Source organism: Pontimicrobium sp. SW4, from assembly GCF_039954625.1.
In the GTDB taxonomy this organism is placed as follows: Bacteria; Bacteroidota; Bacteroidia; order Flavobacteriales; family Flavobacteriaceae; genus Pontimicrobium.
The window spans coordinates 2,034,149-2,059,618 of record NZ_CP157199.1 but is presented as its reverse complement, the minus strand read 5'-3'; the positions used below and the strand labels follow the sequence as shown (position 1 = coordinate 2,059,618).

Here is a 25,470-nt window from a genome sequence, read left to right as displayed (position 1 = left end):
TTTTTATGTTTTTAATGTTAAAATTAATTATCTTCTATAGAATGACCTTCTTCGCTATATAAATCAACTTTACCGTCTAAAAGTACTGCAATAACGGTAACGTCTTTATCTTGAACATGATTAGGGAGATCGATATATAGTAAACCAGGAACATTACTCCAGTACTGTTTTCCAATAACTTTATGTTCTAGTTTTGTACCATTACCTACAACCCAAATTCTATTAACTTTATTTTTTAAGCCTTTTATTAGTAATGACCCATTAGGATTATTATCAACATATAAATATAAGATATTGCCTTCTTTGTTTAAAGCTGTGTAACCGTTAAAATGTCCATGAGGAATACCAGCACGAGTACCATAAATAGCAGTTTTGTGTTTATTAGTCCAACGACCTAAATCTTTTAAAATAGAGACTTGTTCTTCTGGGATAGTACCATCTGGTTTAGGAGCAATATCTAAGAGTAAATTTCCACCCATACTAATACAGTCTACTAAAATTCTAATAACTTGATTTGATGTTTTATATGCAGTGTCGTTAGGTTGATATCCCCAAGAATTATTCATGGTCATACACAATTCCCAATAGTTGTTTTTTGGTTTTGCCACTGGCACACCTTGTTCTGGTGTTGCATAATCACCATATCCTTGTAATCTGGAATTAATTATGGTATGAGGTGTTTTACTTAGGAGTAAATCTCTAATGTCTTTGGCTTTCCATTTTTCAGCGCTTTGTTCCCAATCACCATCAAACCAATATAAATCTGGATTAAACTTGGTGAGCTCTTCTAGTTGTCCAAAATTGAATTTTGTAAACCTTCGCCATTTTATGCTATCATTTTCATAACGTTTTTTGTCTCTAGTAAAATTTGGATAATCTTCGTGAGACCAATCTAATAATGAATAATAAAGCCCTAATTTTAAACCTTCTTTTCTAACAGCTTCAGCAAATGGTGTTATTAGGTCACGCTTTGCTTTTGTTTTTTTAATAACATTTAGATTACTTTGTTTGGTATTCCATAAAGCAACACCATCATGGTGTTTGGTAGTTATAACTGTATATTTTGCACCACTTTCCTTTATGAGTTTTGCCCAATATTCTGGATTGTATTTTTTTGCATTAAACCCATTGAGCTGTTTCATATATTCATTGTAAGGAATATAACCATTGTAGAAGGACCAAGATTCATCTATACCATTTACACTGTAAATTCCCCAATGAATAAAAATGCCTAATTTGGCATCTTTAAACCACTCTAATCGTTCTTCTTTCGGGATTTCTTTAGTTTGAGAATAAATTTTTATTGAAAAACTTACGAATAGCAGTACTATAAATATTCTAGTGATATTTTTTTTCATTTTATGATTTAGAGGTTGGTTTTTACTCTTCTGCAACAGACGTTCCTTTTTCAACAAAATTTTTAAAATCAATCATATATTTTTTAGATTGTTTTTTAAATGCTCCAGGCATTAAAAACACCATGACTTTCATCATGAAGCCTGAGGGTTGAAATTCACATTTAGATTCCCATTTAGTAAGTCCTTCTGGTGTTTCTTCAAAAAAGTTTTCCTGTATATTATACATACCTTTAGTGCTGTATGTAGCATGAAACTCTTTAGGAAAATTACGTTTGGTAATAGTTTCTATAAGTGATAATTCACGTTTACCCATTTTGTAATTCAAACACATTTTAGCACCAACTTCACCTGGAGTGCCTGAAATATGCTCGCTAGATATAAGCCCCTTTTGCCAATGCCTCATATTGTCTACATTGTCCATTTTTTTAATGACTTCGTTTCGAGGCTTTTCAATAGTGACGTTTACAGAATATTTCATAATATTTTTGTATTTGTGTTTTTAAAGATAGAGTACATTTTTAATAAATAAAAATAATATACCTAAGGAGTACGAATCCTAGTTATGTATCGTTAAGTTATTACTTGTTTAATCTTTTAAATATATTATTTTTGCTACAATTCAATAAAAGCCCATATCTTATGAGAACATACATTTTTTATACGTGTGTTATTTTATTCTCAGCACTTTTTACTAATGCACAATCTAAAAACGAGGATATTCTTTTTACAGTTGGAGATAGTCCTGTACTAGCTTCGGATTTTCTACGAGTTTATAATAAAAACTTAAATTTAGTTAAAGATGAATCTCAAAAAGATGTAGATCAATATTTGTCATTATTTGTTAATTATAAATTAAAACTTGCCGAAGCTAAAGCACTAGATTTTCATAAAAAACCACAATACATTAGAGAGTTAGATGGTTATAAAAAGCAATTAGCAAAAAACTACTTAGTTGATAGTGAGGTGACTGACGCCTTAGTGACAGAGGCTTACGACAGAATTTTATACGATATTAATGCTAAGCATATTTTATTTAGGTTAGATCCATCAAGAAAAGACACTTTAGAAGTCTATAATAGGTTGATAAATCTTAGAGAACGTTTTAAAAATGAAGATTATGATACACTAAAAAAAGAACTTCATAATGGAAACACCATTTTAGTTGAAGATTTAGGATATTTCTCGGCATTTAAAATGGTATATGATTTTGAAAATGAAGCGTTCAATACAAATGTTGGAGAAGTGTCCATGCCTTTTAGAACACAATTTGGTTATCATATAGTTAAGGTGCTAGATAAGCGTAAATCTAGAGGCGAAATTACTGCTGGACATATTATGATTTCTAAGAATCAAGTAGATTCAAGTGAAAATCCTGAAACTAGAATTAAAGAAATATATAAACTTATTGAACAAGGGCAAGAATTTGAATTATTAGCAAAACAATTTTCTCAAGATAAGAGTTCATCTAGTAAAGGAGGAAAATTAGCACCTTTTAAAAGCGGACAATTAAGTTCTACTATTTTTGAAGACATAGCTTTTAATTTACAAGAAGATGAAGCAATTTCTAAGCCTTTTGAGTCGGAATATGGATGGCATATTGTTAAACGTTATAGTCTCAAACCTATTGGTAGTTTTGAGGATATGAAATACGAACTTGAAAATAAAGTAAGTAGAGATTCGCGTTCAAAACTTATTAATGCTTCAATGCAAAATAAGTTAAGGAAACAATATAATGTTAATAGCGAAAATTCTGCAAAGAAGTATTTCGTATCTATATTAAATGACGATTTTTACGCAAGAAAATGGCAGCTTCCTGAAGATTTTGATAAGGCTAAAACAATTTTAACTATTGGTGATAAACAATGGATTTATAAAGATTTTGTAAGCGTTTTAAGATCACAGCAAAAAGGAAATACACATGGTAAAACTTTTGAAGACATTGTAGATGAAGCTTACGAGATATTTTTAAATACTTGTGTTTTAAATTATCATGAAGAAAATCTAGAAAATGTAAATCAAGAATTTGCTCAAATTTTAAACGAATATAGAGAAGGACTGTTATTATTCGATTTAATGGAAACAAAAATATGGAACGCTGCAAAAAGTGATACCTTGGGTATTGAATCTTATTACAATCAAAATAAACAAAAATATAAACAAAGTACTCAAGTAGAAGCAGTGGTAGCAACAGCATCTCAAGAAAAAGATATAAAGATTGTTGCAAGTTTGCTTAAAAATAATGAGACAGTTGAAAGTATTAAAGAAAAGCTCAACACAAATGGCAAGCAAAATGTAATATTTACCTCTGGAACTATGGAGGCAAATCATCAAGCATTACCAAAAGGATTTCAATTTAAAGAAGGTATTTCAAAAATTTATGTTCAAAATAATATGTATTATGTTGTGAAGGTTAGCAAAGTAAAACCAGAATTTTTTAGAACTCTTGATGAAGCTAGAGGTATGGTTATTAACGATTACCAACAACAAGTAGAGCAAAATTGGATAGAAGACTTAAAAAACAAATATGAGGTCACAATCAATCAAGACGTTTTAAGTAAAGTTAAAACACAAATTAATAACTAATTGACAGTTAAAAAACTTATATCGACCTTGTTACTTGTAATGATTATATACTCATGCGATTTTTTTAAAAAATCTCAAGATGAAGACGTAATTGCAAGAGTAAATGATACGTATTTATACAAAAGCGATATAGAAAACTTAGTTACCGAAACTACCTCAAAGGAAGATAGCACTATTCGCGTTAATAATTATATTAACCATTGGGCAACACAGCAGTTGTTAATGGATGGAGCACAATTAAACTTAACTCAAGAAAAACAAGAAGAATTTAATCAACTTGTAGAGCAGTATAAAAACGATTTATTTATTAAAGCTTATTTAGAAGCATTAGTAACCAGAAGTATTGATACCACAGTTACCGAGCAAGAAGCTAAAGAAGTTTACGATAGAAATCAAGAAACATTTAAACTTAACGAAGAGCTAATTAAGTTTAGATATATAAATGTAAACGAAAATATTGTAAATCTAGAGGAGATTGAAAAGCAATTTAAACGATTTAATGATGAAGATAAGAAGGTGTTGGATTCAATCGCAATTCAGTTTAAATCCTATTCATTAAACGATTCTATTTGGATTAGAGCAAATCAAGCTATTTTAAAAATCCCAGCTTTAAATGCAGAAAATAAAAAAGAACTGTTAAAAAAATCTAATTTTATACAACTCAAAGATTCATTAGGTTTATATTTGATGCATACAAATGAAGTGCTATTGCGTAACGAAAATGCACCTATAGAATTTGTAATGCCAACAATTAAGCAAATCGTTATAAACAAACGAAAGTTGGAGTTTATTAAAGAATTAGAAAAAGACATCACAAAAGATGCTATTAAAAACAAACAATTTGAAATTTTTAACTAAAGTGAAATATTTTGTATTAAGCATGTTAATGCTATCGTCATTTATAACAATGGCACAAGAGATTATTGAGGAAAAGAAGGAGGAGGAAAAAGTTAAGAAAAATATAGATCCTTCACAACGAATTAAACTAGATGGTGTTGCAGCTGTAATTGGTGATTATGTTGTATTAGATTCTGATATTGATAAACGCATAGAACAAGCTCGAGCAGCAGGTCAATCTTTAGAAGGACAATCAAGATGCGAAATTTTTGGATCTCTATTAGAAGAAAAATTATATATGCATCATTCTGTCCAAGATAGTATTGTGATTAACGATGCCGAAATTAGTGCAAACGTCGACCAGCAAATAAATGCTATGTCTCAACAAATTGGAAGTCTTGAAAAGTTAATTGCTTTTTATAAGAAAGAGACTGAGCAAGAACTGAGAGACGAAATGTACACGCTTAATAGAAATCAGAGAATGGTTCAGTTAATGCAACAAGATATTATTGACAAAATTGAAGTAACACCAGAAGAAGTAAGACAGTTTTATAATAGAGAGCTAAAAGCTGACCCTCCACAATTTGGCACCGAATTGCGATTGGCACAAATAGTTGTTATTCCTGAGACCACTCCTGAAGAAGAACAAAAAGTTATAGACAGGTTAAATGAATTTAGAACAGACGTTTTAGAAAATGGAGCAAGCTTTACCACAAAAGCAGTACTATACTCTGAAGATGGAGGATCTAAAGGTTCAGGTGGGAAATATACTTTAAACAGAAAGCGTCCCCTAATGGTTAAAGAATTTAGAGAGGTTGCTTTTTCACTTGAAGAAGGCGAAATTTCTGCACCATTTAAAAGCGTTTATGGATATCATATTATCCAGTTAGAAAAAATTAGAGGGCAAGAGTATGATACAAGACACATTTTACTTAAGCCTAAATTAACTAATGCAGACATAGCTAAGGCAAAAGAGGAAATAGAAAATGTTAGAGAGAAAATAATTGCTGGCGAAATTTCGTTTGCAGATGCTGCATTAGAAGTGAGTGATGAAGAAGAAACAAAGTTTGAGGGCGGACAGTTAATTAACCCAGAAACTAGAGATTATGTTTTTCCTCTAACAAAAATAGACCCAGAACTTTACGTTCAAGTACAAGATTTAAAAAATGGAGAAGTAAGTCCGGTTTATACTGAAAGTGATCTTGTAAATCAAGTGAAATTTAAAATTTTAACTGTTACAGATAGGATTGATGAACATAAAGCAGATTTTGCAAAAGATTACCTAAAAATTAAAGAATTAGCCTTATATAATAAACAGTTAGAGATAATTGGAAAATGGCAAAAAGAAAAAATCATGGAAACGTACATAAAAATAAATGGTGAGCATCGTGAATGTGATTTTAAAGCAAATTGGTTAAAAAAAGAAGAAAGATAATTTATGTCTGATGTTGCTGCTATTGAACAACTTGTATCTAGATACAAGGATTTAAAAAAAGAGATTGGTAAGGTAATTGTCGGTCAGGAAGAAGTCGTAAATCAAATACTTATTTCTGTATTTTCAGGAGGTCACTCTTTATTAATAGGAGTTCCAGGATTAGCAAAAACCTTAATGGTAAATACCATTGCACAAGCTTTAGGGTTAGATTTTAAGCGTATTCAATTTACACCAGATTTAATGCCAAGTGATATTCTTGGGAGTGAAATATTAGATGAAGACCGTCATTTTAAATTCATAAAAGGACCAATTTTTGCTAATATTATTTTAGCAGATGAGATTAACAGAACACCTCCAAAAACGCAAGCAGCATTATTAGAAGCGATGCAAGAACGTGCTGTGACAGTTGCAGGACACCATTACAAATTAGATTTACCATACTTTGTGTTAGCAACCCAAAATCCAATTGAACAAGAAGGAACATATCCTTTACCTGAAGCACAATTAGATCGTTTTATGTTTGCTATTAATTTAAAATATCCAACGTTCGAAGAAGAAGTGCAAGTTGTAAAAACAACAACTTCAGATGAAACTGCTACGGTAAACCCACTTTTTTCTGCTAAAGAGATTATAGATTTTCAGCATGTACTGCGTCGTATTCCTGTAGCAGATAATGTTATTGAGTATGCAGTAAGAATGGTTGGTAAAACTAGACCAGATAGTGATTCTGCTTCTGATTTGGTGAAACAATATATTGATTGGGGAGCAGGACCTAGAGCGTCTCAAAATTTAATCCTAGCTGCAAAAACACATGCTGCCATTAATGGAAAGTTTTCACCAGATATTGAAAATGTACAAGCAGTTGCAAACAGTATTCTTCGTCACAGAATTATAAAAAACTACAAAGCCGAAGCAGAAGGTATTTCCGAAGAACAAATTATTAAAAGCCTGTTTTAGTAGGTTTTTTTTATTTTCTAGAGACTTTTACTATTGTTAATTTAATATTTTTTCAACATCAAAATTATTGATTTGATAAAATATTAATTAAAAAACATTGATTTATTGAATAATATTTAGTTTTTGCTCTATATTGTTGTGTATTTTTTAAAATATATTAATATTTTGTACTTTTGCATAAGATTAAAATAGTATAAAAATTTAAAATTAAAGTATATGGCATTCGATATAGGCATGATAAAAAAAGTGTATAGTCAAATGGCTGAACGTGTTGATGCAGCACGTAAAGTTGCAGGTAAACCACTAACACTTTCTGAGAAAATTTTATACAGCCATTTGTGGGATGGAAACCCTACAAAGGTTTTCGCTAGAGGTAAAGATTATGTCGATTTCGCTCCAGATAGAATTGCATTGCAAGATGCTACTGCACAAATGGCATTATTACAGTTTATGCAAGCAGGAAAAAAGAAGGTTGCTGTGCCAACAACTACCCATTGTGATCATTTAATTCAAGCTAAAAACGGTGCTAGTATAGATTTGCAAAGTGCCTTAAACACAAGTAACGAGGTATTTAATTTTTTAGAGTCCGTATCTAATAAATATGGGTTGGGATTTTGGAAACCAGGAGCTGGAATTATACACCAAGTAGTTTTAGAGAATTATGCTTTCCCTGGTGGAATGATGATTGGTACCGATTCGCATACAGTAAATGCTGGTGGATTAGGTATGGTTGCTATTGGAGTTGGAGGTGCTGATGCTGTAGATGTAATGGCAGGAATGGCTTGGGAATTAAAGTTTCCAAAACTAATAGGTGTAAGGTTGATAGGAAAACTATCAGGTTGGACGGCACCAAAAGATGTAATTTTAAAAGTTGCTGAAATATTAACTGTAAAAGGAGGTACTGGAGCTATTGTAGAATATTTTGGACCAGGAGCGACTTCTATGTCTTGTACAGGAAAAGGGACTATTTGTAATATGGGAGCTGAAATTGGAGCAACAACATCAACGTTTGGTTATGACGACTCTATGGAGCGTTATTTACGTGCTACTGATAGAGCAGATGTTGCAGATGCAGCAAATAAAGTGAAAGATTATTTAACAGGAGATGTCGAAGTATATGCAAATCCAGAGCAATATTTTGATCAGGTTATTGATATTAATTTATCTGAGTTAGGACCATTATTAAATGGGCCTTTTACACCAGATTTATCAACACCAGTTGGAAAGGAGATGACAGAAAAGGCAAAAGCTAACGATTGGCCGATGAAAGTAGAATGGGGATTGATTGGTTCTTGTACCAATTCATCTTACGAAGATTTATCTCGTGCTTCATCTATTGCGCAACAAGCTTTGGATAAAGGCGTGAAAATGAAATCTGAGTTAGGAATTAATCCAGGTTCAGAACAAGTACGTTTTACTGCTGAACGCGATGGAATTATCCAGATATTTGAAAAATTAGACGCTAAAATATTCACTAATGCTTGTGGACCATGTATTGGTCAATGGGCTAGATATGAAGATCCAAAAAATGCACCAAAAAATAGTATAGTGCATTCTTTTAATAGAAACTTTGCTAAGCGTGCAGACGGAAATCCAAATACACATGCATTTGTTGCTTCACCTGAATTAACGGCTGCAATTGCTATTGCTGGGCGATTAGACTTTAACCCATTAACAGATAAGTTGATAAATGAAGACGGTCAAGAAGTTATGTTGGATGAGCCAACTGGATGGGAGTTACCTCCTAAAGGTTTCGCAGTTGATGATAATGGCTATTTAGAACCAAAAGAAGACGGTAGTGGTGTTGAAGTAAAAGTGGCATCTAATTCTGAGAGATTACAACTATTAGAACCTTTTACTCCTATAGGAGATTCAATAACTGGAGCTAAACTCTTAATAAAGGCTTTTGGTAAATGTACTACAGACCATATTAGTATGGCTGGACCTTGGTTACGTTTTAGAGGGCATTTAGATAACATTGCAAATAATACATTAATTGGAGCTGTGAATGCTTTTGGAAAAAAAACAAACTTTGTTAAAAATCAATTAACAGGTGAATATGGAGGTGTTCCAGATACTGCAAGAGCTTATAAAACTGCTGGAGTTAAATCTATTGTAGTTGGGGATCATAATTACGGTGAAGGATCGTCTCGTGAACATGCTGCTATGCAACCTCGTCACTTAGGTGTTGCTGCTGTAATTGTAAAATCTTTTGCTAGAATCCATGAAACAAATCTTAAAAAACAAGGTATGTTAGGATTGACATTTGATAATGAAAGCGATTATGATTTAATACAAGAAGATGATACTTTTAACTTCTTAGATTTAAATGAATTTGCACCTGGAAAACAGCTAACAATTGAATTAGCACATGCTGATGGTACTAAAGACACTATTAAAGTAAATCATACTTATAATCAATCACAAATAGATTGGTTTAATGAAGGATCTGCTTTAAATTTAATTAAAAAAGAAAATGCTGCTTAATAATTTGTAGCATATGTTATAAATGAGCCTTTGATATATCAAAGGCTTTTTTATTGAATACATGTAAGGATTTTGAATCTAAAACGACTGCATGAAAATATAATTTAAAACTCCCAAATAGTATGCAGTCAATGTGGTTCTTTGATGATGTTAACCTTTTTAAGGTTTTATGTCCTCATAAGTTTAAAGCTTATAAGAAAGATCATGATTTTGATGCTTATAAGAAAAAAGATTACATCTACTTTGAAGAAGACTCTGCAAACAAAGTATATCTAATTGAAAAAGGAAAAGTAAAGATTGGGTACTATAATGAAAATGGTGATGAAATTGTAAAAGCTATTTTATCTAGAGGCGAACTATTTGGAGAAAAAGCTATCCTTGGAGATAATAAACGTGATGAGTTTGCACAATCAATAGATAACGCGACATCAATTTGCCCTATTGGAGTAGCAACTATGCATGAACTAATGAGAGATAACCAAACCTTTAGTTTTAAGATTTACAAATTTATTGGTTTTAAGTTCAAAAGATTAGAACGTAGATTACAATTACTCTTATTTAAAGACACGAAAACACGTTTAGTAGAATTTTTGGATGAGCTTTGTGTGGATTTTGGTTACGACTGCCCTAAAACAGGTGATCATGTTATAAAGCATCCATATACACAAAAAGATATTGCTTCATTAATAGGTACTTCAAGACCAACTCTTAATATTCTTCTTAATGAACTTAAAGAAGAAAATTATATTAATTTCAATAGAAAAGAGATAAGAATTATAAAAAAAACAGCTTAGTGTTAGATAGCTAACATTTTAAGTGTCATAGGCTTAATACTTTTGAATTATAATAATTTAAAAAAATAAGCGATGATTAAAAAAATGTTTTTAGCGGTTTTAACATTTGGAATGTTAACCACTTCATGTAGTAATGATGATGACAATGCCTTATCAACAAGTGATTTAGTATTGAATTTAAACGGGTTAGAGGACTTAGGAGATGACTTTGTCTATGAGGGCTGGCTAATCGTAGGCGGTAATCCAGTGTCAACTGGAACATTTTCAAGTGTTACCTTTCCACAATCTTTTATAGTAAATACCGATCAACTTAATAATGCAACTACTTTTGTGTTATCTATAGAACCTGCTATTGATAATGACCCAACTCCAGCAGCTACAAAAATATTAGCTGGAGATTTTAATGGAAATTCCGCAAGTATCAGTTCTAATGGTATCGTTGGAGACTTTTCAACTTCTACGGGAAATTACATATTAGCAACACCAACAGATTCTGATAACATGAATGAAGAAAGCGGTGTTTGGTTTTTAGATAATTCTAGTGGCTCTGCAGTCGACGGTTTAAATTTACCTGTTTTGCCTGAAGGATGGAAGTATGAAGGTTGGGTCGTTATGAATGGAATGCCTATAAGCACAGGAACATTTACTGATGTTAGCGATTTTGACGATAATGCTACAAGTTCATCATTTAAAGGAGCCGCAGGAAATGGTCCAGCTTATCCTGGTGAAGACTATTTGCAAAATGCGCCAGCAGGATTAAATTTTCCAACAGATTTAAGAGGCGCAACAATTGTAATATCAGTTGAGCCTAGTCCAGATAATAGTCTAGCACCATTTACATTAAAACCATTAGCACATATGGTTCCAGCGGCGGCAATGACACATACAACAATTGCTATGGGGACAGGACCAGTTACTTCGCTTACTGGTACAGTAACAAGATAATTTAGAATTTATATACTTTATTTTGTTAGATTTGAAGCATAGTTTCTATATAGAAACTATGCTTTTTTTTTATATTTAAGATTGATAAGTATATTTTTTGTATTAGAAATATATATCTTTTTTAAATTATTAAATATCAATATATTAAAGTTATTAATCCATCTGTGCTAAACTAACTATAATGAAAAAAAAATACAATATTCTTGCAATTACCCTTTTATTAATTGTAGGAACACAGTCATTATTCTCTCAAAATAAAGAAAAACCTTGGGTTTTAAACGCTGAAATCAATGCTGTTGATGTATATCCAGTTGGAGAAAATGCGCCTCAAGGTGAATACTTTGATGAGTTTTTTAATGTATCAGATCATTGGAATATTAGTTTCCCTAAAATTACTTTAACCAAATACTTATCTGATAATTTATCAGCAAATTTTTCTGGTTCTTATAATAAGTTAAAGAAATGGGGAGAATTCTCTGGATCACCTAAGCTCAAAGTAAATAATCTTACTTATGTAAGTATTGATGGAATGTTTAATTATTATTTTTCAGGATTATCTAAACAAAGTAAATTAAAACCATTTATAGGTATTGGTGGAGGTTATACTTGGATAGAACAAGGAAGATTCAATACTTTTACTAATGGAATAAATAAAGATAAATTAGTAGGAGCGGGAATAGTTAATGGTGCTATTGGTGCTAATTATTGGATTGATAATAGAATTGGATTAAATATTCAGAGCACTTATAAGCATTCATTTAAAGAGTATTTAGCGAGGCATTGGCAACATAGTTTTGGAGTGGTAATTAAGCTTACGAAAAATGATAATAAGAAAAAGGAAGAAGAGGAAGTAAAGGATAAAGATGGTGATGGCGTTCCAGACGAAACCGATTTATGTCCAGATGTTTCAGGGTTAGAGGAGTTAAATGGATGTCCAGATAGCGATGGTGACGGAATAGCTGATAAAGATGATGTGTGCCCAACAATTTTCGGGTTTAAAGAATTTAATGGCTGTAAAGACTCTGATGGAGATGGATATCCAGATAACATAGATGAATGCCCAGAAGTAAAAGGAACGAGTATGGGATGTCCAGAAATTGAAGAACCAGTAGTAGAATCTAAATATTGTTTTGAAGATTTAGATGACATTAATGCCTACTTTGCTTCATTGCAACGTGATGGGCATATAGAAGTAGAAGGGTTAAAGTTTAAGGTTCAAATAGGAGCCTTTCGTAATCCGCCTAAGGCAACATATTTTGACTTCCTTAAAAATGTTGGAGATATTAATTTGATCAAAGAAGATGCGCTTACAAAGTACAGATTAGGAGATTTTATAACGCTTGTAGAGACTGAAATTATTCGTTTAAGTGTCATTGAGCAAGGTATTAATGATGCTTTTGTTATTGCCTATTTTAAAAATGTTCAAATACCTATGAGACAAGCTATTGAAATGCTTTGTAGTGGAGAATAAGAATAATTCAAAATATTATTTTAGTATATTCTAACTTATACATGTCGCAATAATATACTATTTTAGACCTTAATTAATCTATGTAAAACTAATAACTATGAAAAAGAGTTACAATATTCTTGCAATTACCCTTTTATTGATTGTTGGAACACAATCATTATTTTCTCAAGATAAAAGTAAACCTTGGGTATTAACTGTTGAAGCTAATGCTATTGACGTATATCCAGTTGGTGAAAATGCTCCACAAGGAGAGTACTTTGATGAGTTTTTTAATTTAACAGATCATTGGAGTCTAAGTCTTCCAAAAATCACAATTTCTAAGTATTTATCAGATAATATTTCAGTTAATTTATCTGGATCTTTTAATAAGATAAAGAAATGGGGAGAATTTCCTGGATCTCCAAAAGTTGATGTAGATAAGCTTACTTATTTAGGTGTAGATGGAATGTTCAATTATTATTTTACAGGACTATCTAAACGAAGTAAGCTAAAGCCATTTGTTGGTGTTGGAGGAGGCTATTCATGGATAGAGCAAGGTTTGTTTAATACATTTTCTAATGGAATAAATAAGGATGAATTAGTAGGAGCCGGAACACTTAACGGTGCGGTTGGTGCTAATTATTGGATTAGTAAAAGAATAGGATTAAATATTCAGAGCACATATAAACATTCATTCAAAGAGTATTTAGTTAAGCATTGGCAGCATAGTTTTGGGGTGGTAATTAACCTTACAAAAACGGAGAACAAGAAAAAAGTAGAGGAAAAAATAAATGATAGAGATGGCGATGGCGTTCCAGACGAAACTGATTTATGTCCAGACGAACCTGGTTTAAAAGCATTAGATGGATGTCCAGATGCTGATGGAGATGGTATTGCAGATAAAGATGATGTTTGCCCTGAAATTTATGGATTTAAGGAGTTTTCTGGTTGTAAAGATTCTGATGGAGATGGTTATGCCGATAATATAGATGACTGCCCAGATGTAAAAGGAACAAATAAAGGATGTCCTGAGGTTGAGGAAAAGGTTGCTGAACCAGTAGTGACCAAAAAAACTGTATATTTTGGTTTTGACAAATATAGCATCAGCTCTGAAGCTCAAGCAGATTTAGATGAGGTGGTAAGTATTGCTCAAAATACAGATTATAATATTTCTATAGAAGGTCATGGAGATCATATTGGCACTAAAGAGTATAACTATAAACTTTCAGTAGAGAGAGCCGAAGCAGTTAAAAACTATTTAATATCTAAGGGGTTATCTAGAATATTAATTACTACAAAAGGTGAAGGAGAAAATAAACCAGTTACTTCTAATGAAACTGAATCTGGAAGAGCTAAAAATAGAAGAGCCGAATTAACAATAACAATAATCTCTCAATAGGATTATAAAGTAATAATGTAAGGCGTTATCATTTCTAATGATAGCGCCTTCTTTTTTTGTAAGGTTTAATTAAGTTATCGAACTTAAAGTTATCTACCTTTAGAATTATGAAATTTAGAAAACCCAAAAAAAGCGATATTATATTTTTAGTAATTATTGCATTATTTATTATTCCACAAACACGACAGTCTATTCAAATTGCTTTGCATTCTGTACTGTCAAAATTTGGACCCTCAGTAATTGATAAAGAAGATCAGAAATTGGTATCGTATGCATCTTGGAAATTACGCGATTTAGATGGTAATGAATTAAATTACAAAGACACTAAAGGTAAAGTTGTATTTGTAAATTTATGGGCAACGTGGTGCCCACCTTGTATTGCAGAGTTTCAAAGCATTCAAGATTTATACAATGATTATAAGGATGATGTTTTGTTTTTGTTAGTTTCGGATGAATCTCCAGAAACAGTTGAAAAATTCTTAAATAAAAAAGGATACCATATTACAGTATTTAATCCACTAACCAATTATCCTGATGATTTTAATCCTAGAAGTATACCTAGAACTTATATTGTAGATAAAGAAGGTCGTATTGTAGTCGATAAAAAAGGAGCAGCTAATTGGAATAGTGATAAAATTAGGGCTCAATTAGATATTCTCCTTTCGGAATAATCTCGTTTGAAAAAAATCTATTAAGACTAAATTTGTTAGAATTAAAGTAAAGGCATAAATGCTATCTTCTATTGGAATCGTAAATAGGCGAATTCCAAGATTTTCCTGATTATTATACCAAACCACTTCATTTTCAATGAAACTTCCTGTAAGTAGTCCATTCACAATAAAAAAAGGAATGAGCATGATTAAAAAGGTAATAAAATAGGTTTGTAGTAATACTATTTTAATTTTTAAAACAATGATTATTAGTAGAATGGCATATGTAAAATTAACTAAAGTGTACCATTTATCGTAGTTAAAGGTAGTTACTAATATTAGTATGGTTATTAAGAAATAACATATCTGTTTAACATTTTTTATACTAATTTTTGTATTTGGAAAATAGTACAATAAAGCATAATGTGTAAATACACAAGCATAAGGAATACAAATAAAGAATAGCCATTCCTCAATAGGTAAGCCAAGAATTTTTGTTCCTAAAAAATAAGTATCATTAAACCCCCAAAAGCCATTATTTGTAAAAATTACATCCCACGGAATAAAGATACACATGGTAATAACTATTGCTAAAAAAAGTGATTTCCAATATTTATAAAATTGAAATTTTGGATGAAAACTAAATATAAGCGGAATTGATAATGAACCTAAATTGAGTAATAAATACAAATAGTTCATAACTATTTTTTAAAGTATTTAAAAGGTACTAAAAGCATTCCAAAACATTCACCCTTGTCTTTTCCTAGATGTTTATGATGAATTTTATGTGCTCTTCTTACACCTTTTGCATACCAATTATTTGCATTTCTAAATAGTTTGAAGCGTTGATGAATAAATATATCATGTACTGTAAAATAGGCTATACCATAGGCTAAGATGCCAAGTCCAATTGGTAAACAATACCAAATATCCTCATAGCTAGATAAGTAAAAACAGGTCATACTTACAATAGCATAAAATATGAAGAAGAAATCGTTTCGTTCAAACCAACTGTCGTGATCTTTTTTATGGTGATCCTTATGTAAATGCCATAAAAAACCATGCATTACATATTTATGCGTAAACCAAGCCATAAATTCCATGATGGAAAATGTGCCAAAAAATATTAATATCCAGAAAACTGTTTGCATAATTTAGTTCACAATAAATTTAGTTGAAATTTCACATAACTCCGAGTAAGAAGTTCAATTTTTTTATAATTAGGCACTCTAATTCTCGCACTTTTAATTTCTAAAGCTGGAGTTCGCTTTAGCTTTTTAAGTAGTTGCCTGTAATATCTATATGCCATAAAAACACCAAACTTAGCTTCCATTGGTAGTTTTTTTATACCTTCTAAACCTTCGGCAAAATCTTTTTCAATGTCGTTTATTATATCTTGTTTTGAGATTTCATCTAGATTTTCTAAATCAGTATTGGGGAAATACGTTCGATTTAAATCATCATAATCTGCTTTTAAATCTCTTAAAAAGTTCACTTTTTGAAATGCAGAACCTAATGCCATGGCTGTTTTTGTCAATTCGGTGTATTTTTTTTCGTCACCTTTAACAAAAACCTTTAAACACATTAAGCCAACAACATCTGCAGAGCCATAAATGTACGCTTTGTATTCTTCTTTAGTTAGGTATTTAGACTTATGTAAATCCATTCGCATAGATGTCATAAACGCATCAACCAATGATTTATCAATGTTGTAGCGATGGAATGTATGCTGAAAGGCATTTAAAATTGGGTTTAGGCTAATTTTATATTCTAAAGCTAACTCTAAATCATATTCAAATTTGTTAAACAAATCTGCTTTGTTGTAATCATGAAAAGAATCTACAATTTCATCTGCGAATCTTACAAATCCGTAAATATTATAAATATCTTGTCTTATCGAATTAGAGAGCATTTTTGTAGCTAACGAAAAGGAAGTGCTATACGTTTTAGTAACAATTTTGCTACAATCATAAGATACGTTATCAAAAATTGATTTCATTTTAGTGCTGTGGTTGTAATGTTGTTTTGACTTTGTTTGTTGTAACATGCTTTACAATGAGTTCTGAAGCCAATTTTCCAGAAATTAACGAAGGAGGTACTCCAGGTCCTGGAACTGTAAGTTGTCCTGTAAAGTATAAATTCTTCACTTTTTTGCTTTTTAATTTTGGTCTTAAAAAGGCTGTTTGCAATAGTGTATTTGCCATTCCGTAAGCGTTGCCTTTATATGAGTTGTAATCTTTAACAAAGTCATTTACGCAGAAGGATTCTCTAAAAATAACATCGTCAATGACTTTTTGTGAAGTAACTGCTTCAAATCGTTTAATAATTTTTGTAAAGTATGTTTCTCTTAATTCTGGAGTGTCTTCAAGTCCAGGTGCTAATGGAATTAAAAATATTCCAGCTTCTTTTCCTTCAGGAGCAGAAGACTCATCTGTAATACTTGGAAAACTGGCATAAAACAAAGGGTCTTCTGGCCATTTAGGATTATCATAAATATCTTGAGCATGTATATCAAAATCAACATCAAAAAATAAGGTATGATGATTAACGTTTTTTAGTTTTTTATTGAAGCCAACATAAAAAAGTAAAGAGGAAGGCGCAAAGGTTTTTGCTTCCCAATATGCTTCTGAATATTGTCTAAAGCTTTTGTCCAACAAAGTTTCTGTATGATGGTAATCTGCACCACTTAACACATAATCACTATAATAATTAATTCCTTTTGACCTTAAACCATAAGCTTCCTTATTTTTATTTACTAATATTTTTTCTATTGGTGAGTTGGTTTTAATGGTAACACCTAATGAAGTTGCTAAGTTTTCCATAGCAAGAATTACTTCATACATTCCTTTTTTTGGATGAAAAGTTCCTAAGCCAAAATCGGCATAGTTCATAAAACTATAAAATGAAGGTGTAGCACTAGGTTTAGCACCAAGAAAGAGTACTGGAAATTCAAGGATTTGTGCTAAACGGTTATTATTAAATTCTTTACGTACATCTTTCTTAATAGTGCTAAAAAACTGATTTAACTTACCAATAGTTTTGGCAGTAACAAGTTCTAAAGGTGATACTCCTGGATTATAAACCAAGTCCTTTATAGCAATGTCATAATTGCTTTTGGCTTGGTTTATAAACTTCATGAGTTTTTTAGAGCTTCCTTCTTCTTCTTTTTCAAATGTGTTACAAATTTTTTCCAGTGTATCTTCTATTGTGATACTATCATCTTTTCCAAAATATACACTGTATGCTGGATTTAATTTTTCGAGTGTGTAATAATTTGATGGTTTTTTATTAAAATCTGAAAAGAATCTTTCAAATACATCAGGCATCCAGTACCATGTTGGTCCAATATCAAAAGTAAAACCATCACGTTTTAATTGTCTTGCACGACCACCAATAGTACTGTTTTTTTCAAAAATAGTTACCTCATAACCAGCTTTTGCTAGGTAGCAGGAAGCGGCTAATGAGGAGAATCCTGAGCCAATTATATGTATAGTAGTTTTCATTTTGTTTAACAAATATACTAAAAAAATAAACAAAACAAACAAAAAAATAAAATTTTATAATTCTTTAACTAAATCTTTAATAGAGTTAAATCCTAATATTTCATTTGAATAGCTTGATATATCTACATTTTCAAGCTTTTTTCCTAGTAACCAAAGCTTAGTAGAAGCTTTATTAATTATCTCTTTTTTGAAATCTTCAATGTATTTGATGACATCATCGTTTTCTTCAGGTTTTACAGTAAAATATGAAATAAATGTGACTTCATCAAAGAATTGTAATAAGTCATTAAGGCTATTCATAGGGACACTTTCACCTAGAAAAATAGTATGATAGCCTCTACTTCTAAGTTCATAATTAACAAAAAGAAGTCCAATATCATGAATCTCGTTTTCAGGTAAATAAAGTACAAATGTTCTTGTAGTTGGTTTAGGTTCTAGGTTCTGAAGTTTTTCAATATTCAGTAGTATTTTTTGCTTGATATGTATTGATAAAAAATGCTCATGAGCAGGACTAATGGTATTTGTTTGCCATAGCAACCCAATTTCATTTAATAATGGAAGAAAAACATCATAAAAAATTTCTCTAAAAGTATGACCTTCTAGTAAATTCATATAAGTATTATAAAAAAGTACTTGATCAAAATTGAGCATTGACATTTTAAATGCGTTAATTGCATGATGCTCAACATTACCTCTTGATGCTATTTCTCTAACATTTGCTGGAATTTCATCGTTTGATAGCTTTGCTATTTTAGATATTTTATAACCGTTATTATTTAAATAAGCTACGTTAAGAAGCTTTTGAAGGCTTGTAATGCTGTAATGCCTTATATTAGTATCTGTTCTTTCGGGCTTTAAAAGATTGTATCTTTTTTCCCAAATTCTAATGGTATGTGCTTTAATACCTGAAAGGTTTTCTAAATCCTTTATACTAAAATCAGTTTTAATATTGTTCATTTATAATTAAATTATCTTAAACAAAATTAAGTATAAAAATTTTGAAAATAAAAATAAACGTAAAAAATTAAGAAAATTTTGTGCGCACGAGAAGACTCGAACTTCCACGACCTAATGGTCACTAGCCCCTCAAGCTAGCGCGTCTACCAATTCCGCCACGTGCGCAAAATTTTGAAGTTATCAAAAATAAAAAAAGTTAAGCAATAGGCTTAACTTTTTTTGGTGACCAGTCTGGGGCTCGAACCCAGGACCCTCTCCTTAAAAGGGAGATGCTCTACCAACTGAGCTAACTGGTCATAATGTTTTTCTCTAACGAGGGTGCAAATATAAAATGTTTAATTAATAAAACAATACTTTTTGTATATAAATTTCGTTTTTTTGTAATACAAAAATCTAGTGTTTTAATAATCAATGTAAACATAGAAAATGATTATAGTTTTAATGGGGTATATGGCTTCTGGTAAGTCTTTTATAGGAAAGGTTTTAGCTAAAAAAGTGGGTTATGATTTTATTGATCTTGATGATTATATAGAAGAGCAAGAAGGTAAAACTATTAGCGATATTTTTGAGACTTCAGGGGAAATATATTTTAGAAAAATTGAATCTACTTATTTAAGTCAAGTATTGGAAACAAAAACGAATATTGTTTTATCTCTAGGCGGAGGTACACCTTGTTATGGAAATAATATTAGTTTAATTAAAAACAATCCTAGGATAGTTTCCTTCTATTTAAGTACCAATATTAATACAATTGTTTCGCGTCTTGAAAACGAAAAATCTAAACGCCCTTTGGTTTCTAGGTTCAAATCTAAAGACGAATTACAAGAATTTATTGGTAAGCATCTTTTTGAGCGTAATCATTTTTATAATCAAGCTAATTACGTTATTAAAAATGACGATGTATTAATTGGTGACATAGTTGAAGACATTGTTGTAAAACTATTTTAAAACAGCTTCAAATACTTTTCCTTCGAAGCTTATTTGTACATGCTCATGTAAAGATGTTGATAATGAAATTCCTTTAAAATCTGCTTTTACAGGATATTTTTTATGATTTCTATTTATTAAAACGGCTGTTTTAAACTGCTTAAGAGGGACATTTAAAAAATGCTTAACACCATATATTAAAGTAGTTCCTGAATTTAAAACATCATCGATAAGAACTATAGACTTATTTTTATAGTCTTCAGGTGAAATAGAAGTTTTAATTTCGTTTAGAGGATTTTTTTTATCAATAATCACTTTACACAATAATGGTTCTATGTTCGATATCTTTTTTAGAGCAATTTTTAATTTTTTAGCCAAAATGTAACCATTACTATCTATTCCAGCTAGAATAACTTCCTTTTCATTAGCGTTATATTCGTAGATTTGATATGCAATACGCTTTATTTTATGGTTAATTTCTTTATGTGACAGAATATTGTTTTGCTCTAGCGCCATTATTAGTTATTTTTTTCAAAGATAAAAAACAGTTCTTTACCTTCTCTTGGTTTTATTGAGTTATATGCATTTTCTAAAGTTACAATATTGAAAACAGGAGAAAAAAGATTTAAATATTCAGTTTTGCTTCCTCCAAAAGGAGGCCCTTCGATTGTTAGCTCAAAATCAAAAAGCAATCCAATGAGTTTTCCATTCTTCTTAAGTAATTCATTCATTTTCTTTGAATAGTTTTCTCTCAGACTTGGATTGATAGCACAAAAAAATGTTTGCTCAATTATTAAATCAAATGAATCTTTTAATTTAAAAAAATCTTGATTTATTAGCTGTTTACTTGGGAAGTTTGCCGCTCTTTTTTTAAAGCTAGAAAGAGGCTGATTTGCAATGTCTAAAACGAACACATTTTTAAAACCATTATCCCATAAATACTCAGCTTCATAACTATTACCAGCACCTGGGATTAATATTTTTAAATCTTTATTGTTTAATTGGTCTATATAAGTTTTTATTGGTCTAGAAACGTAACCAATATCCCAACCTGTTTTATTTTCACGGTAGCGGCCTTCCCAGAATATTTTATTCAGCTTCATCATCTAAATAGTCATCAATATTTCTTCTATCTTTTTTAGTAGGTCTCCCAATTCCTTTTTTTCTATAATAATCTTTAGAATATTTTAGTAATTCTTGAGCTTCAAAAGCTTCTTTTGGAGTGGTGTCTGTTCTGTAAATATCTACAAGTTTTGCGCCAACTCTATTTGGAGGAATATCATTAACTGTTAGTTTATAGTTAATTTGGTTTTTCCTTAACTCAATAATATCAGTAGCATATACTTCCCGACTTGGTTTTATTACTTGACCATTAACTTTAACATGTCCTTTTTTACAAGCCGTTGTGGCTATATTTCTTGTTTTATAATATCTAACACACCAAAGGTATTTGTCAATTCGCATAAAAATGTAAAAACTACGTTAATGTTATGATACAAAAATATTATAAAATTGTATCTTGCAGCACAAAAAAAATAGCAATATGAAATTTAGATATTATCTGTTAGCACTTTTAGGTTTATCGCTAATGTTTAATGCTTGTAATAAATCGGATGATGACACGCCAAAAGAACCTGTTGATGTCGTTGATAGAGGAGAGCAACAGATTAAGGATAATGACTCTATTATTGGGTATTTAGAAACCCATTATTATAATTCTGGTGACTTTGTTAGCAACCCTAATCCGTCAATGAACGATTTAGTTATTACGAAACTTGAAGATGGAGAAACAGTTCCAGTTGAGCATACATTATTGATAGATGCTGTTGATACGAAAACGACTGTTTTTTCGGAAACAAACTACGAATATTATGTATTAAAGCTTAATCAAGGTGCAGGAGACACACCAAATTTTTCTGATACTGTTAGATTAAATTACTCTGGTAATTTATTAGATGAAAGCGTATTTGATAACTCTGTCAACCCTGTAGACTTTGACTTAACTAGTTTAATTAGAGGTTGGGCTTTGGCAATTCCAGAGTTTAGTACTTCGGAGTCGTTTGTAGAAAATGGTGATGGTACAGTTAGTTATTATAATCCTGGTGTTGGTGTTATGTTTTTGCCTTCTGGATTGGGGTATTTTTCAGGAGTAAGTCCAGGAATTCCAATTTATTCACCTTTAATTTTTAGGTTTGAACTTTTCCAAACTAGGGTTAATGACCATGATGGGGATGGGGTTCCTTCGTATTTAGAAGATATTGATGGTGATTTGAATGTTGCTAATGATGATACAAATGATAATACAGTACCTGATTATAATGATCCTGATGATGACGGTGATGGGGTATCGACTTTTAATGAGTTAGAGCCAAAAGAATATACAGTAGATACAAATAACGGAGAACAAGAACCTATTTTAGGAAGTAAAGAATTTGAGTATTTTAGATCTGAAAATAATGGCGTTATTACGATTAAAACAGTAACGATCATGGATTCTAATAATGATGGTATAGGTGATTATTTGCAAGAAGGAATTAAGATAGATTATTCGGAAGAATGATAATATTAAAGAATTATATAAATAAAAAGCCGCTTCATTTAGAAGCGGCTTTTTATTTATTTATAATGCTATTGCAAGACTTAGTATTAATTGATCTGGGCGTGTATCAATTCTACTTGTACTAGCGAGCCCATTATTATTAATAAAGGATGCTTCGTTATCGTTAAAACCTCTTTCATAGCGTAAATCTACACCAAAATTATTAAGGTTTAAACCAATTCCAAAGTTAAGTCCAACGGTAAAATCGTTCTTTACATCGTTAATAGCAATACCATCAAATTCAGTATCTAATATGTATTGCAAAGACGGACCACCAAAAACGGATATTGGACCTAAAACTTTAACACCTACTAATAGTGGTGCGTCAATTTTTTGCATCGTAAAATCATCACTATCATAATCACTTTTAGTTTTAGTATATACTAATTCTGGTCTAAAATAAAGTTCATTTCCTATTTTTCCAAAAACACCAATATGATAGCCAATATTTCTATCAGGATGTTTTGCATTATCACCAATTGACTCAAAATAATCACCATTGGCATTGTAATTTAAACCTCCTTTAATACCAAAAGAAGAGCCATTTTGTGCAAATGCAAAAGTGCATGTGGTTGTTAGCGCTACTAATAAAATTAGTTTTTTCATAATTGTTTTCGTTTTAAGATTTGAATGTGTATGTATCAAAAACGTTGCCAAAAGCATATTATTTTTTAATGGTTAAATTAATTTATAAAAAAAAGGTTCTTTTAAATTAATAGAAGAACCTTTTTTAAATATTTTGTCAATTACTATTTTCTGGCAATTACTGCTTTTACTTTTTTAATAATAGCTGCACTATCAAGACCATATTTTTCCATAAGTTGAGCAGGAGTTCCTGACTCTCCAAAAGTATCGTTAGTAGCTACAAATTCCTGTGGTGTAGGATTGTTTAGAGTTAAAACACGCGATACGCTTTCACCCAACCCTCCAAGGTAGTTGTGCTCCTCGGCAGTAACAATACATCCAGTTTTAGCAACTGAATTTAATATAGCTTCTTCATCTAAAGGTTTAATAGTATGTATATTAATTACTTCGGCAGATATACCTTGTTCATGCAAAGCTTTTGAAGCTTCAAGCGCTTCCCAAACCAAATGCCCTGTTGCAACGATAGTTACATCATTACCATCAGTCATTTTAATAGCTTTGCCTATTTCAAATTTTTGATTTTCAGGAGTAAAGATTGGAACAGATGGTCTTCCAAAACGTAAGTATACAGGGCCATTATGTTCAGCTATAGCAAGAGTTGCTGCTTTTGTTTGGTTGTAATCACAAGGGTTAATAACAACCATTCCTGGTAACATTTTCATTAATCCAATGTCTTCAAGTATTTGGTGTGTTGCTCCATCTTCTCCCAAAGTTAAGCCAGCATGTGAAGCACAAATCTTTACATTTTTTCCTGAATAAGCAATGGATTGACGAATTTGATCATAAACACGACCTGTTGAGAAGTTTGCAAAAGTTCCAGTAAATGGAATTTTTCCGCCTATGGTTAATCCTGCAGCAATTCCCATCATATTCGCTTCTGCAATTCCAATTTGGAAAAAACGTTCAGGATTCTCTTCAATAAATTTATCCATTTTTAACGACCCAATTAAATCGGCACATAGAGCCACAACGTTTGGGTTTGTTCTTCCTAATTCAGCTAAACCAGCTCCAAAACCAGAGCGTGTATCTTTTTTTTCTGTATATGTATAAGTTTTCATTTTCGAGTTTATTGAATTAGTAATCTCCTAAGGTTTCAGGATTTTGGTTTAATGCTGATGCTAACTGCTCATCATTTGGTGCTTTACCATGCCATGCATGTGTATACATCATAAAATCAACACCATTACCCATCATGGTTTCTAATAATACGCAAACTGGTTTTCCTTGCCCTGTTTTAGATTTTGCTTCAGCCATTCCTTTTAAAATAGCATCAATATCATTTCCTTCTTTTATCTCCACAACTATCCAATCAAAAGCTTGAAATTTAGCCTTTACATCTCCCATAGCTAATACATCGTCAGTAGCGCCATCAATCTGCTTACCATTTAAATCAATAGTAGCAATTAAATTATCAACTTTTTTAGCTGAAGCATACATAATGGCTTCCCAGTTTTGACCTTCTTGCAACTCACCATCACCATGTAAACTATATACTAAATGATTATCGTTGTTTAGTTTTTTTGCTTGGGCAGCACCAATAGCGACGGACATTCCTTGACCTAAAGAACCAGAAGCAATTCTAATTCCTGGTAACCCTTCATGCGTTGTTGGGTGACCTTGTAATCTAGAATTAATAAGTCTAAAAGTGTTTAGTTCTTCAACTGGGAAATAACCAGATCTAGCTAAAACACTATAATAAACTGGTGATATATGACCGTTTGAAAGGAAGAAAAGGTCTTCACCAATTCCGTCCATATCAAATCCTTCATTTCTATCCATGATTTCATTATAGAGTGTTACAAAAAATTCAGCACATCCAAGAGAACCTCCTGGGTGTCCAGAATTTACCTTATGTACCATCCTCAAAATATCTCTACGAACCTGTACGGTTAAATCCTTTAAATGTTGTGTATTTGGCATGTTAAGTTAGTTACTTTTTAAGGC

The 25,470-nt window shown here is 31.2% G+C and carries 25 protein-coding genes and 2 tRNA genes; 12 read left to right on the top strand and 15 right to left on the bottom strand.

Annotation, left to right across the window (positions count from 1 at the left end; translation table 11 throughout):
• Window positions 1–23 precede the first annotated feature (23 nt).
• Window positions 24–1,358, bottom strand: a complete 1,335-nt coding sequence (locus ABGB03_RS09650) for an alpha-L-fucosidase (RefSeq protein ID WP_347922305.1) — start codon at window positions 1,356–1,358, stop codon at window positions 24–26.
• Window positions 1,359–1,380: 22 nt separating this feature from the next.
• Window positions 1,381–1,836 (bottom strand): SRPBCC family protein, encoded by a 456-nt coding sequence (locus ABGB03_RS09645; RefSeq protein WP_347922304.1) that lies wholly within the window; start codon window positions 1,834–1,836, stop codon window positions 1,381–1,383.
• A 161-nt stretch (window positions 1,837–1,997) separates the two neighbouring features.
• Between ABGB03_RS09645 and ABGB03_RS09640 the strand changes: the two genes are divergently transcribed.
• The 10 genes from ABGB03_RS09640 to ABGB03_RS09595 all read left to right on the top strand — a co-directional run bounded on the left by ABGB03_RS09640 (window position 1,998) and on the right by ABGB03_RS09595 (window position 14,916).
• Entirely contained in the window at window positions 1,998–3,941 is a 1,944-nt protein-coding gene (locus ABGB03_RS09640; protein ID WP_347922303.1) for a peptidylprolyl isomerase, read from the top strand.
• Between the two features lie 39 nt (window positions 3,942–3,980).
• Window positions 3,981–4,799: a peptidyl-prolyl cis-trans isomerase gene (locus ABGB03_RS09635; RefSeq protein ID WP_347922302.1), complete on the top strand. Its 819-nt coding sequence runs from the start codon at window positions 3,981–3,983 to the stop codon at window positions 4,797–4,799.
• On the top strand, window positions 4,783–6,213 hold the full coding sequence (locus ABGB03_RS09630; protein WP_347922301.1) for a peptidylprolyl isomerase: 1,431 nt from the start codon (window positions 4,783–4,785) through the stop codon (window positions 6,211–6,213). The genes ABGB03_RS09635 and ABGB03_RS09630 overlap by 17 nt, the downstream gene beginning before the upstream one ends.
• Window positions 6,214–6,216: 3 nt before the next feature.
• Window positions 6,217–7,170, top strand: coding sequence for a MoxR family ATPase (locus ABGB03_RS09625; protein ID WP_347922300.1), 954 nt, complete (start codon window positions 6,217–6,219; stop codon window positions 7,168–7,170).
• 216 nt (window positions 7,171–7,386) lie between these two features.
• Window positions 7,387–9,657, top strand: a complete 2,271-nt coding sequence (locus tag ABGB03_RS09620; protein ID WP_347922299.1) for an aconitate hydratase — start codon at window positions 7,387–7,389, stop codon at window positions 9,655–9,657.
• A gap of 122 nt (window positions 9,658–9,779) precedes the next feature.
• Window positions 9,780–10,451 (top strand): Crp/Fnr family transcriptional regulator, encoded by a 672-nt coding sequence (locus ABGB03_RS09615; protein WP_347922298.1) that lies wholly within the window; start codon window positions 9,780–9,782, stop codon window positions 10,449–10,451.
• Window positions 10,452–10,523: 72 nt separating this feature from the next.
• Window positions 10,524–11,396: an anti-sigma factor gene (locus tag ABGB03_RS09610; RefSeq protein ID WP_347922297.1), complete on the top strand. Its 873-nt coding sequence runs from the start codon at window positions 10,524–10,526 to the stop codon at window positions 11,394–11,396.
• Between the two features lie 181 nt (window positions 11,397–11,577).
• Entirely contained in the window at window positions 11,578–12,867 is a 1,290-nt protein-coding gene (locus tag ABGB03_RS09605) for an OmpW family outer membrane protein (protein ID WP_347922296.1), read from the top strand.
• A 97-nt stretch (window positions 12,868–12,964) separates the two neighbouring features.
• Window positions 12,965–14,245 (top strand): OmpW family outer membrane protein, encoded by a 1,281-nt coding sequence (locus ABGB03_RS09600; RefSeq protein ID WP_347922294.1) that lies wholly within the window; start codon window positions 12,965–12,967, stop codon window positions 14,243–14,245.
• A 107-nt stretch (window positions 14,246–14,352) separates the two neighbouring features.
• On the top strand, window positions 14,353–14,916 hold the full coding sequence (locus tag ABGB03_RS09595) for a TlpA disulfide reductase family protein (protein WP_347922292.1): 564 nt from the start codon (window positions 14,353–14,355) through the stop codon (window positions 14,914–14,916).
• On the opposite strand, the gene ABGB03_RS09590 is transcribed toward ABGB03_RS09595, so the two are convergent.
• The 7 genes from ABGB03_RS09590 to ABGB03_RS09560 all read right to left on the bottom strand — a co-directional run bounded on the left by ABGB03_RS09590 (window position 14,893) and on the right by ABGB03_RS09560 (window position 19,651).
• Window positions 14,893–15,594 carry a lycopene cyclase domain-containing protein gene (locus ABGB03_RS09590; protein WP_347922290.1) on the bottom strand — a complete coding sequence of 234 codons (702 nt, stop codon included), beginning with the start codon at window positions 15,592–15,594 and terminating at the stop codon, window positions 14,893–14,895. The genes ABGB03_RS09595 and ABGB03_RS09590 overlap by 24 nt on opposite strands.
• A 2-nt stretch (window positions 15,595–15,596) precedes the next feature.
• Entirely contained in the window at window positions 15,597–16,046 is a 450-nt protein-coding gene (locus ABGB03_RS09585) for a beta-carotene hydroxylase (protein ID WP_347922288.1), read from the bottom strand.
• Between the two features lie 8 nt (window positions 16,047–16,054).
• The gene (locus ABGB03_RS09580; RefSeq protein ID WP_347922286.1) at window positions 16,055–16,894 is read right to left on the bottom strand and encodes a phytoene/squalene synthase family protein; all 840 of its coding nucleotides are present in this window, start codon (window positions 16,892–16,894) and stop codon (window positions 16,055–16,057) included.
• 1 nt (window position 16,895) lies between these two features.
• Window positions 16,896–18,398, bottom strand: coding sequence for a phytoene desaturase family protein (crtI, locus tag ABGB03_RS09575; RefSeq protein WP_347922284.1), 1,503 nt, complete (start codon window positions 18,396–18,398; stop codon window positions 16,896–16,898).
• 54 nt (window positions 18,399–18,452) lie between these two features.
• Window positions 18,453–19,355 carry a MerR family transcriptional regulator gene (locus ABGB03_RS09570; protein ID WP_347922282.1) on the bottom strand — a complete coding sequence of 301 codons (903 nt, stop codon included), beginning with the start codon at window positions 19,353–19,355 and terminating at the stop codon, window positions 18,453–18,455.
• An 81-nt stretch (window positions 19,356–19,436) separates the two neighbouring features.
• A tRNA-Leu gene (locus ABGB03_RS09565) sits at window positions 19,437–19,520 on the bottom strand.
• A gap of 55 nt (window positions 19,521–19,575) precedes the next feature.
• Window positions 19,576–19,651: transfer RNA gene (locus ABGB03_RS09560), tRNA-Lys, on the bottom strand.
• A gap of 130 nt (window positions 19,652–19,781) precedes the next feature.
• On the opposite strand from ABGB03_RS09560, the gene ABGB03_RS09555 reads away from it, so the two are divergent.
• Complete coding sequence (locus tag ABGB03_RS09555; protein ID WP_347922280.1) at window positions 19,782–20,303, top strand: shikimate kinase; 522 nt, start codon at window positions 19,782–19,784, stop codon at window positions 20,301–20,303.
• Here ABGB03_RS09555 and ABGB03_RS09550 read toward each other — a convergent pair.
• From ABGB03_RS09550 to ABGB03_RS09540, 3 genes are read right to left on the bottom strand one after another with little or no spacing between them, the layout of a single operon-like run.
• Entirely contained in the window at window positions 20,295–20,798 is a 504-nt protein-coding gene (locus tag ABGB03_RS09550) for a phosphoribosyltransferase family protein (RefSeq protein ID WP_347922278.1), read from the bottom strand. The two genes, ABGB03_RS09555 and ABGB03_RS09550, sit on opposite strands and share 9 nt — an antisense overlap.
• A gap of 2 nt (window positions 20,799–20,800) precedes the next feature.
• Window positions 20,801–21,388, bottom strand: coding sequence for a methyltransferase domain-containing protein (locus ABGB03_RS09545; RefSeq protein WP_347922276.1), 588 nt, complete (start codon window positions 21,386–21,388; stop codon window positions 20,801–20,803).
• Window positions 21,372–21,746 carry an RNA-binding S4 domain-containing protein gene (locus ABGB03_RS09540; protein WP_347922274.1) on the bottom strand — a complete coding sequence of 125 codons (375 nt, stop codon included), beginning with the start codon at window positions 21,744–21,746 and terminating at the stop codon, window positions 21,372–21,374. The genes ABGB03_RS09545 and ABGB03_RS09540 overlap by 17 nt, the downstream gene beginning before the upstream one ends.
• A gap of 79 nt (window positions 21,747–21,825) precedes the next feature.
• On the opposite strand from ABGB03_RS09540, the gene ABGB03_RS09535 reads away from it, so the two are divergent.
• On the top strand, window positions 21,826–22,842 hold the full coding sequence (locus ABGB03_RS09535; protein WP_347922272.1) for an FKBP-type peptidyl-prolyl cis-trans isomerase: 1,017 nt from the start codon (window positions 21,826–21,828) through the stop codon (window positions 22,840–22,842).
• A 60-nt stretch (window positions 22,843–22,902) separates the two neighbouring features.
• On the opposite strand, the gene ABGB03_RS09530 is transcribed toward ABGB03_RS09535, so the two are convergent.
• The 3 genes from ABGB03_RS09530 to ABGB03_RS09520 form a co-directional block, all read right to left on the bottom strand.
• On the bottom strand, window positions 22,903–23,487 hold the full coding sequence (locus tag ABGB03_RS09530; RefSeq protein WP_347922271.1) for a porin family protein: 585 nt from the start codon (window positions 23,485–23,487) through the stop codon (window positions 22,903–22,905).
• A 143-nt stretch (window positions 23,488–23,630) separates the two neighbouring features.
• Window positions 23,631–24,584 (bottom strand): transketolase family protein, encoded by a 954-nt coding sequence (locus tag ABGB03_RS09525; protein WP_347922269.1) that lies wholly within the window; start codon window positions 24,582–24,584, stop codon window positions 23,631–23,633.
• A gap of 16 nt (window positions 24,585–24,600) precedes the next feature.
• Window positions 24,601–25,446: a transketolase gene (locus ABGB03_RS09520; RefSeq protein WP_347922268.1), complete on the bottom strand. Its 846-nt coding sequence runs from the start codon at window positions 25,444–25,446 to the stop codon at window positions 24,601–24,603.
• Between the last annotated feature and the right edge of the window lie 24 nt (window positions 25,447–25,470).

Bases quoted from the DNA above. Each gene is read 5' to 3' on its own strand.
- ABGB03_RS09650 (WP_347922305.1), bottom strand. From the start codon at position 1,358: ATGAAAAAAAATATCACTAGAATATTTATAGTACTGCTATTCGTAAGT.
- ABGB03_RS09645 (WP_347922304.1), bottom strand. From the start codon at position 1,836: ATGAAATATTCTGTAAACGTCACTATTGAAAAGCCTCGAAACGAAGTC.
- ABGB03_RS09640 (WP_347922303.1), top strand. From the start codon at position 1,998: ATGAGAACATACATTTTTTATACGTGTGTTATTTTATTCTCAGCACTT.
- ABGB03_RS09635 (WP_347922302.1), top strand. From the start codon at position 3,981: ATGATTATATACTCATGCGATTTTTTTAAAAAATCTCAAGATGAAGAC.
- ABGB03_RS09625 (WP_347922300.1), top strand. From the start codon at position 6,217: ATGTCTGATGTTGCTGCTATTGAACAACTTGTATCTAGATACAAGGAT.
- ABGB03_RS09620 (WP_347922299.1), top strand. From the start codon at position 7,387: ATGGCATTCGATATAGGCATGATAAAAAAAGTGTATAGTCAAATGGCT.
- ABGB03_RS09615 (WP_347922298.1), top strand. From the start codon at position 9,780: ATGCAGTCAATGTGGTTCTTTGATGATGTTAACCTTTTTAAGGTTTTA.
- ABGB03_RS09610 (WP_347922297.1), top strand. From the start codon at position 10,524: ATGATTAAAAAAATGTTTTTAGCGGTTTTAACATTTGGAATGTTAACC.
- ABGB03_RS09605 (WP_347922296.1), top strand. From the start codon at position 11,578: ATGAAAAAAAAATACAATATTCTTGCAATTACCCTTTTATTAATTGTA.
- ABGB03_RS09600 (WP_347922294.1), top strand. From the start codon at position 12,965: ATGAAAAAGAGTTACAATATTCTTGCAATTACCCTTTTATTGATTGTT.
- ABGB03_RS09595 (WP_347922292.1), top strand. From the start codon at position 14,353: ATGAAATTTAGAAAACCCAAAAAAAGCGATATTATATTTTTAGTAATT.
- ABGB03_RS09590 (WP_347922290.1), bottom strand. From the start codon at position 15,594: ATGAACTATTTGTATTTATTACTCAATTTAGGTTCATTATCAATTCCG.
- ABGB03_RS09585 (WP_347922288.1), bottom strand. From the start codon at position 16,046: ATGCAAACAGTTTTCTGGATATTAATATTTTTTGGCACATTTTCCATC.
- ABGB03_RS09580 (WP_347922286.1), bottom strand. From the start codon at position 16,894: ATGAAATCAATTTTTGATAACGTATCTTATGATTGTAGCAAAATTGTT.
- crtI (WP_347922284.1), bottom strand. From the start codon at position 18,398: ATGAAAACTACTATACATATAATTGGCTCAGGATTCTCCTCATTAGCC.
- ABGB03_RS09570 (WP_347922282.1), bottom strand. From the start codon at position 19,355: ATGAACAATATTAAAACTGATTTTAGTATAAAGGATTTAGAAAACCTT.
- ABGB03_RS09555 (WP_347922280.1), top strand. From the start codon at position 19,782: ATGATTATAGTTTTAATGGGGTATATGGCTTCTGGTAAGTCTTTTATA.
- ABGB03_RS09550 (WP_347922278.1), bottom strand. From the start codon at position 20,798: ATGGCGCTAGAGCAAAACAATATTCTGTCACATAAAGAAATTAACCAT.
- ABGB03_RS09545 (WP_347922276.1), bottom strand. From the start codon at position 21,388: ATGATGAAGCTGAATAAAATATTCTGGGAAGGCCGCTACCGTGAAAAT.
- ABGB03_RS09540 (WP_347922274.1), bottom strand. From the start codon at position 21,746: ATGCGAATTGACAAATACCTTTGGTGTGTTAGATATTATAAAACAAGA.
- ABGB03_RS09535 (WP_347922272.1), top strand. From the start codon at position 21,826: ATGAAATTTAGATATTATCTGTTAGCACTTTTAGGTTTATCGCTAATG.
- ABGB03_RS09530 (WP_347922271.1), bottom strand. From the start codon at position 23,487: ATGAAAAAACTAATTTTATTAGTAGCGCTAACAACCACATGCACTTTT.
- ABGB03_RS09525 (WP_347922269.1), bottom strand. From the start codon at position 24,584: ATGAAAACTTATACATATACAGAAAAAAAAGATACACGCTCTGGTTTT.
- ABGB03_RS09520 (WP_347922268.1), bottom strand. From the start codon at position 25,446: ATGCCAAATACACAACATTTAAAGGATTTAACCGTACAGGTTCGTAGA.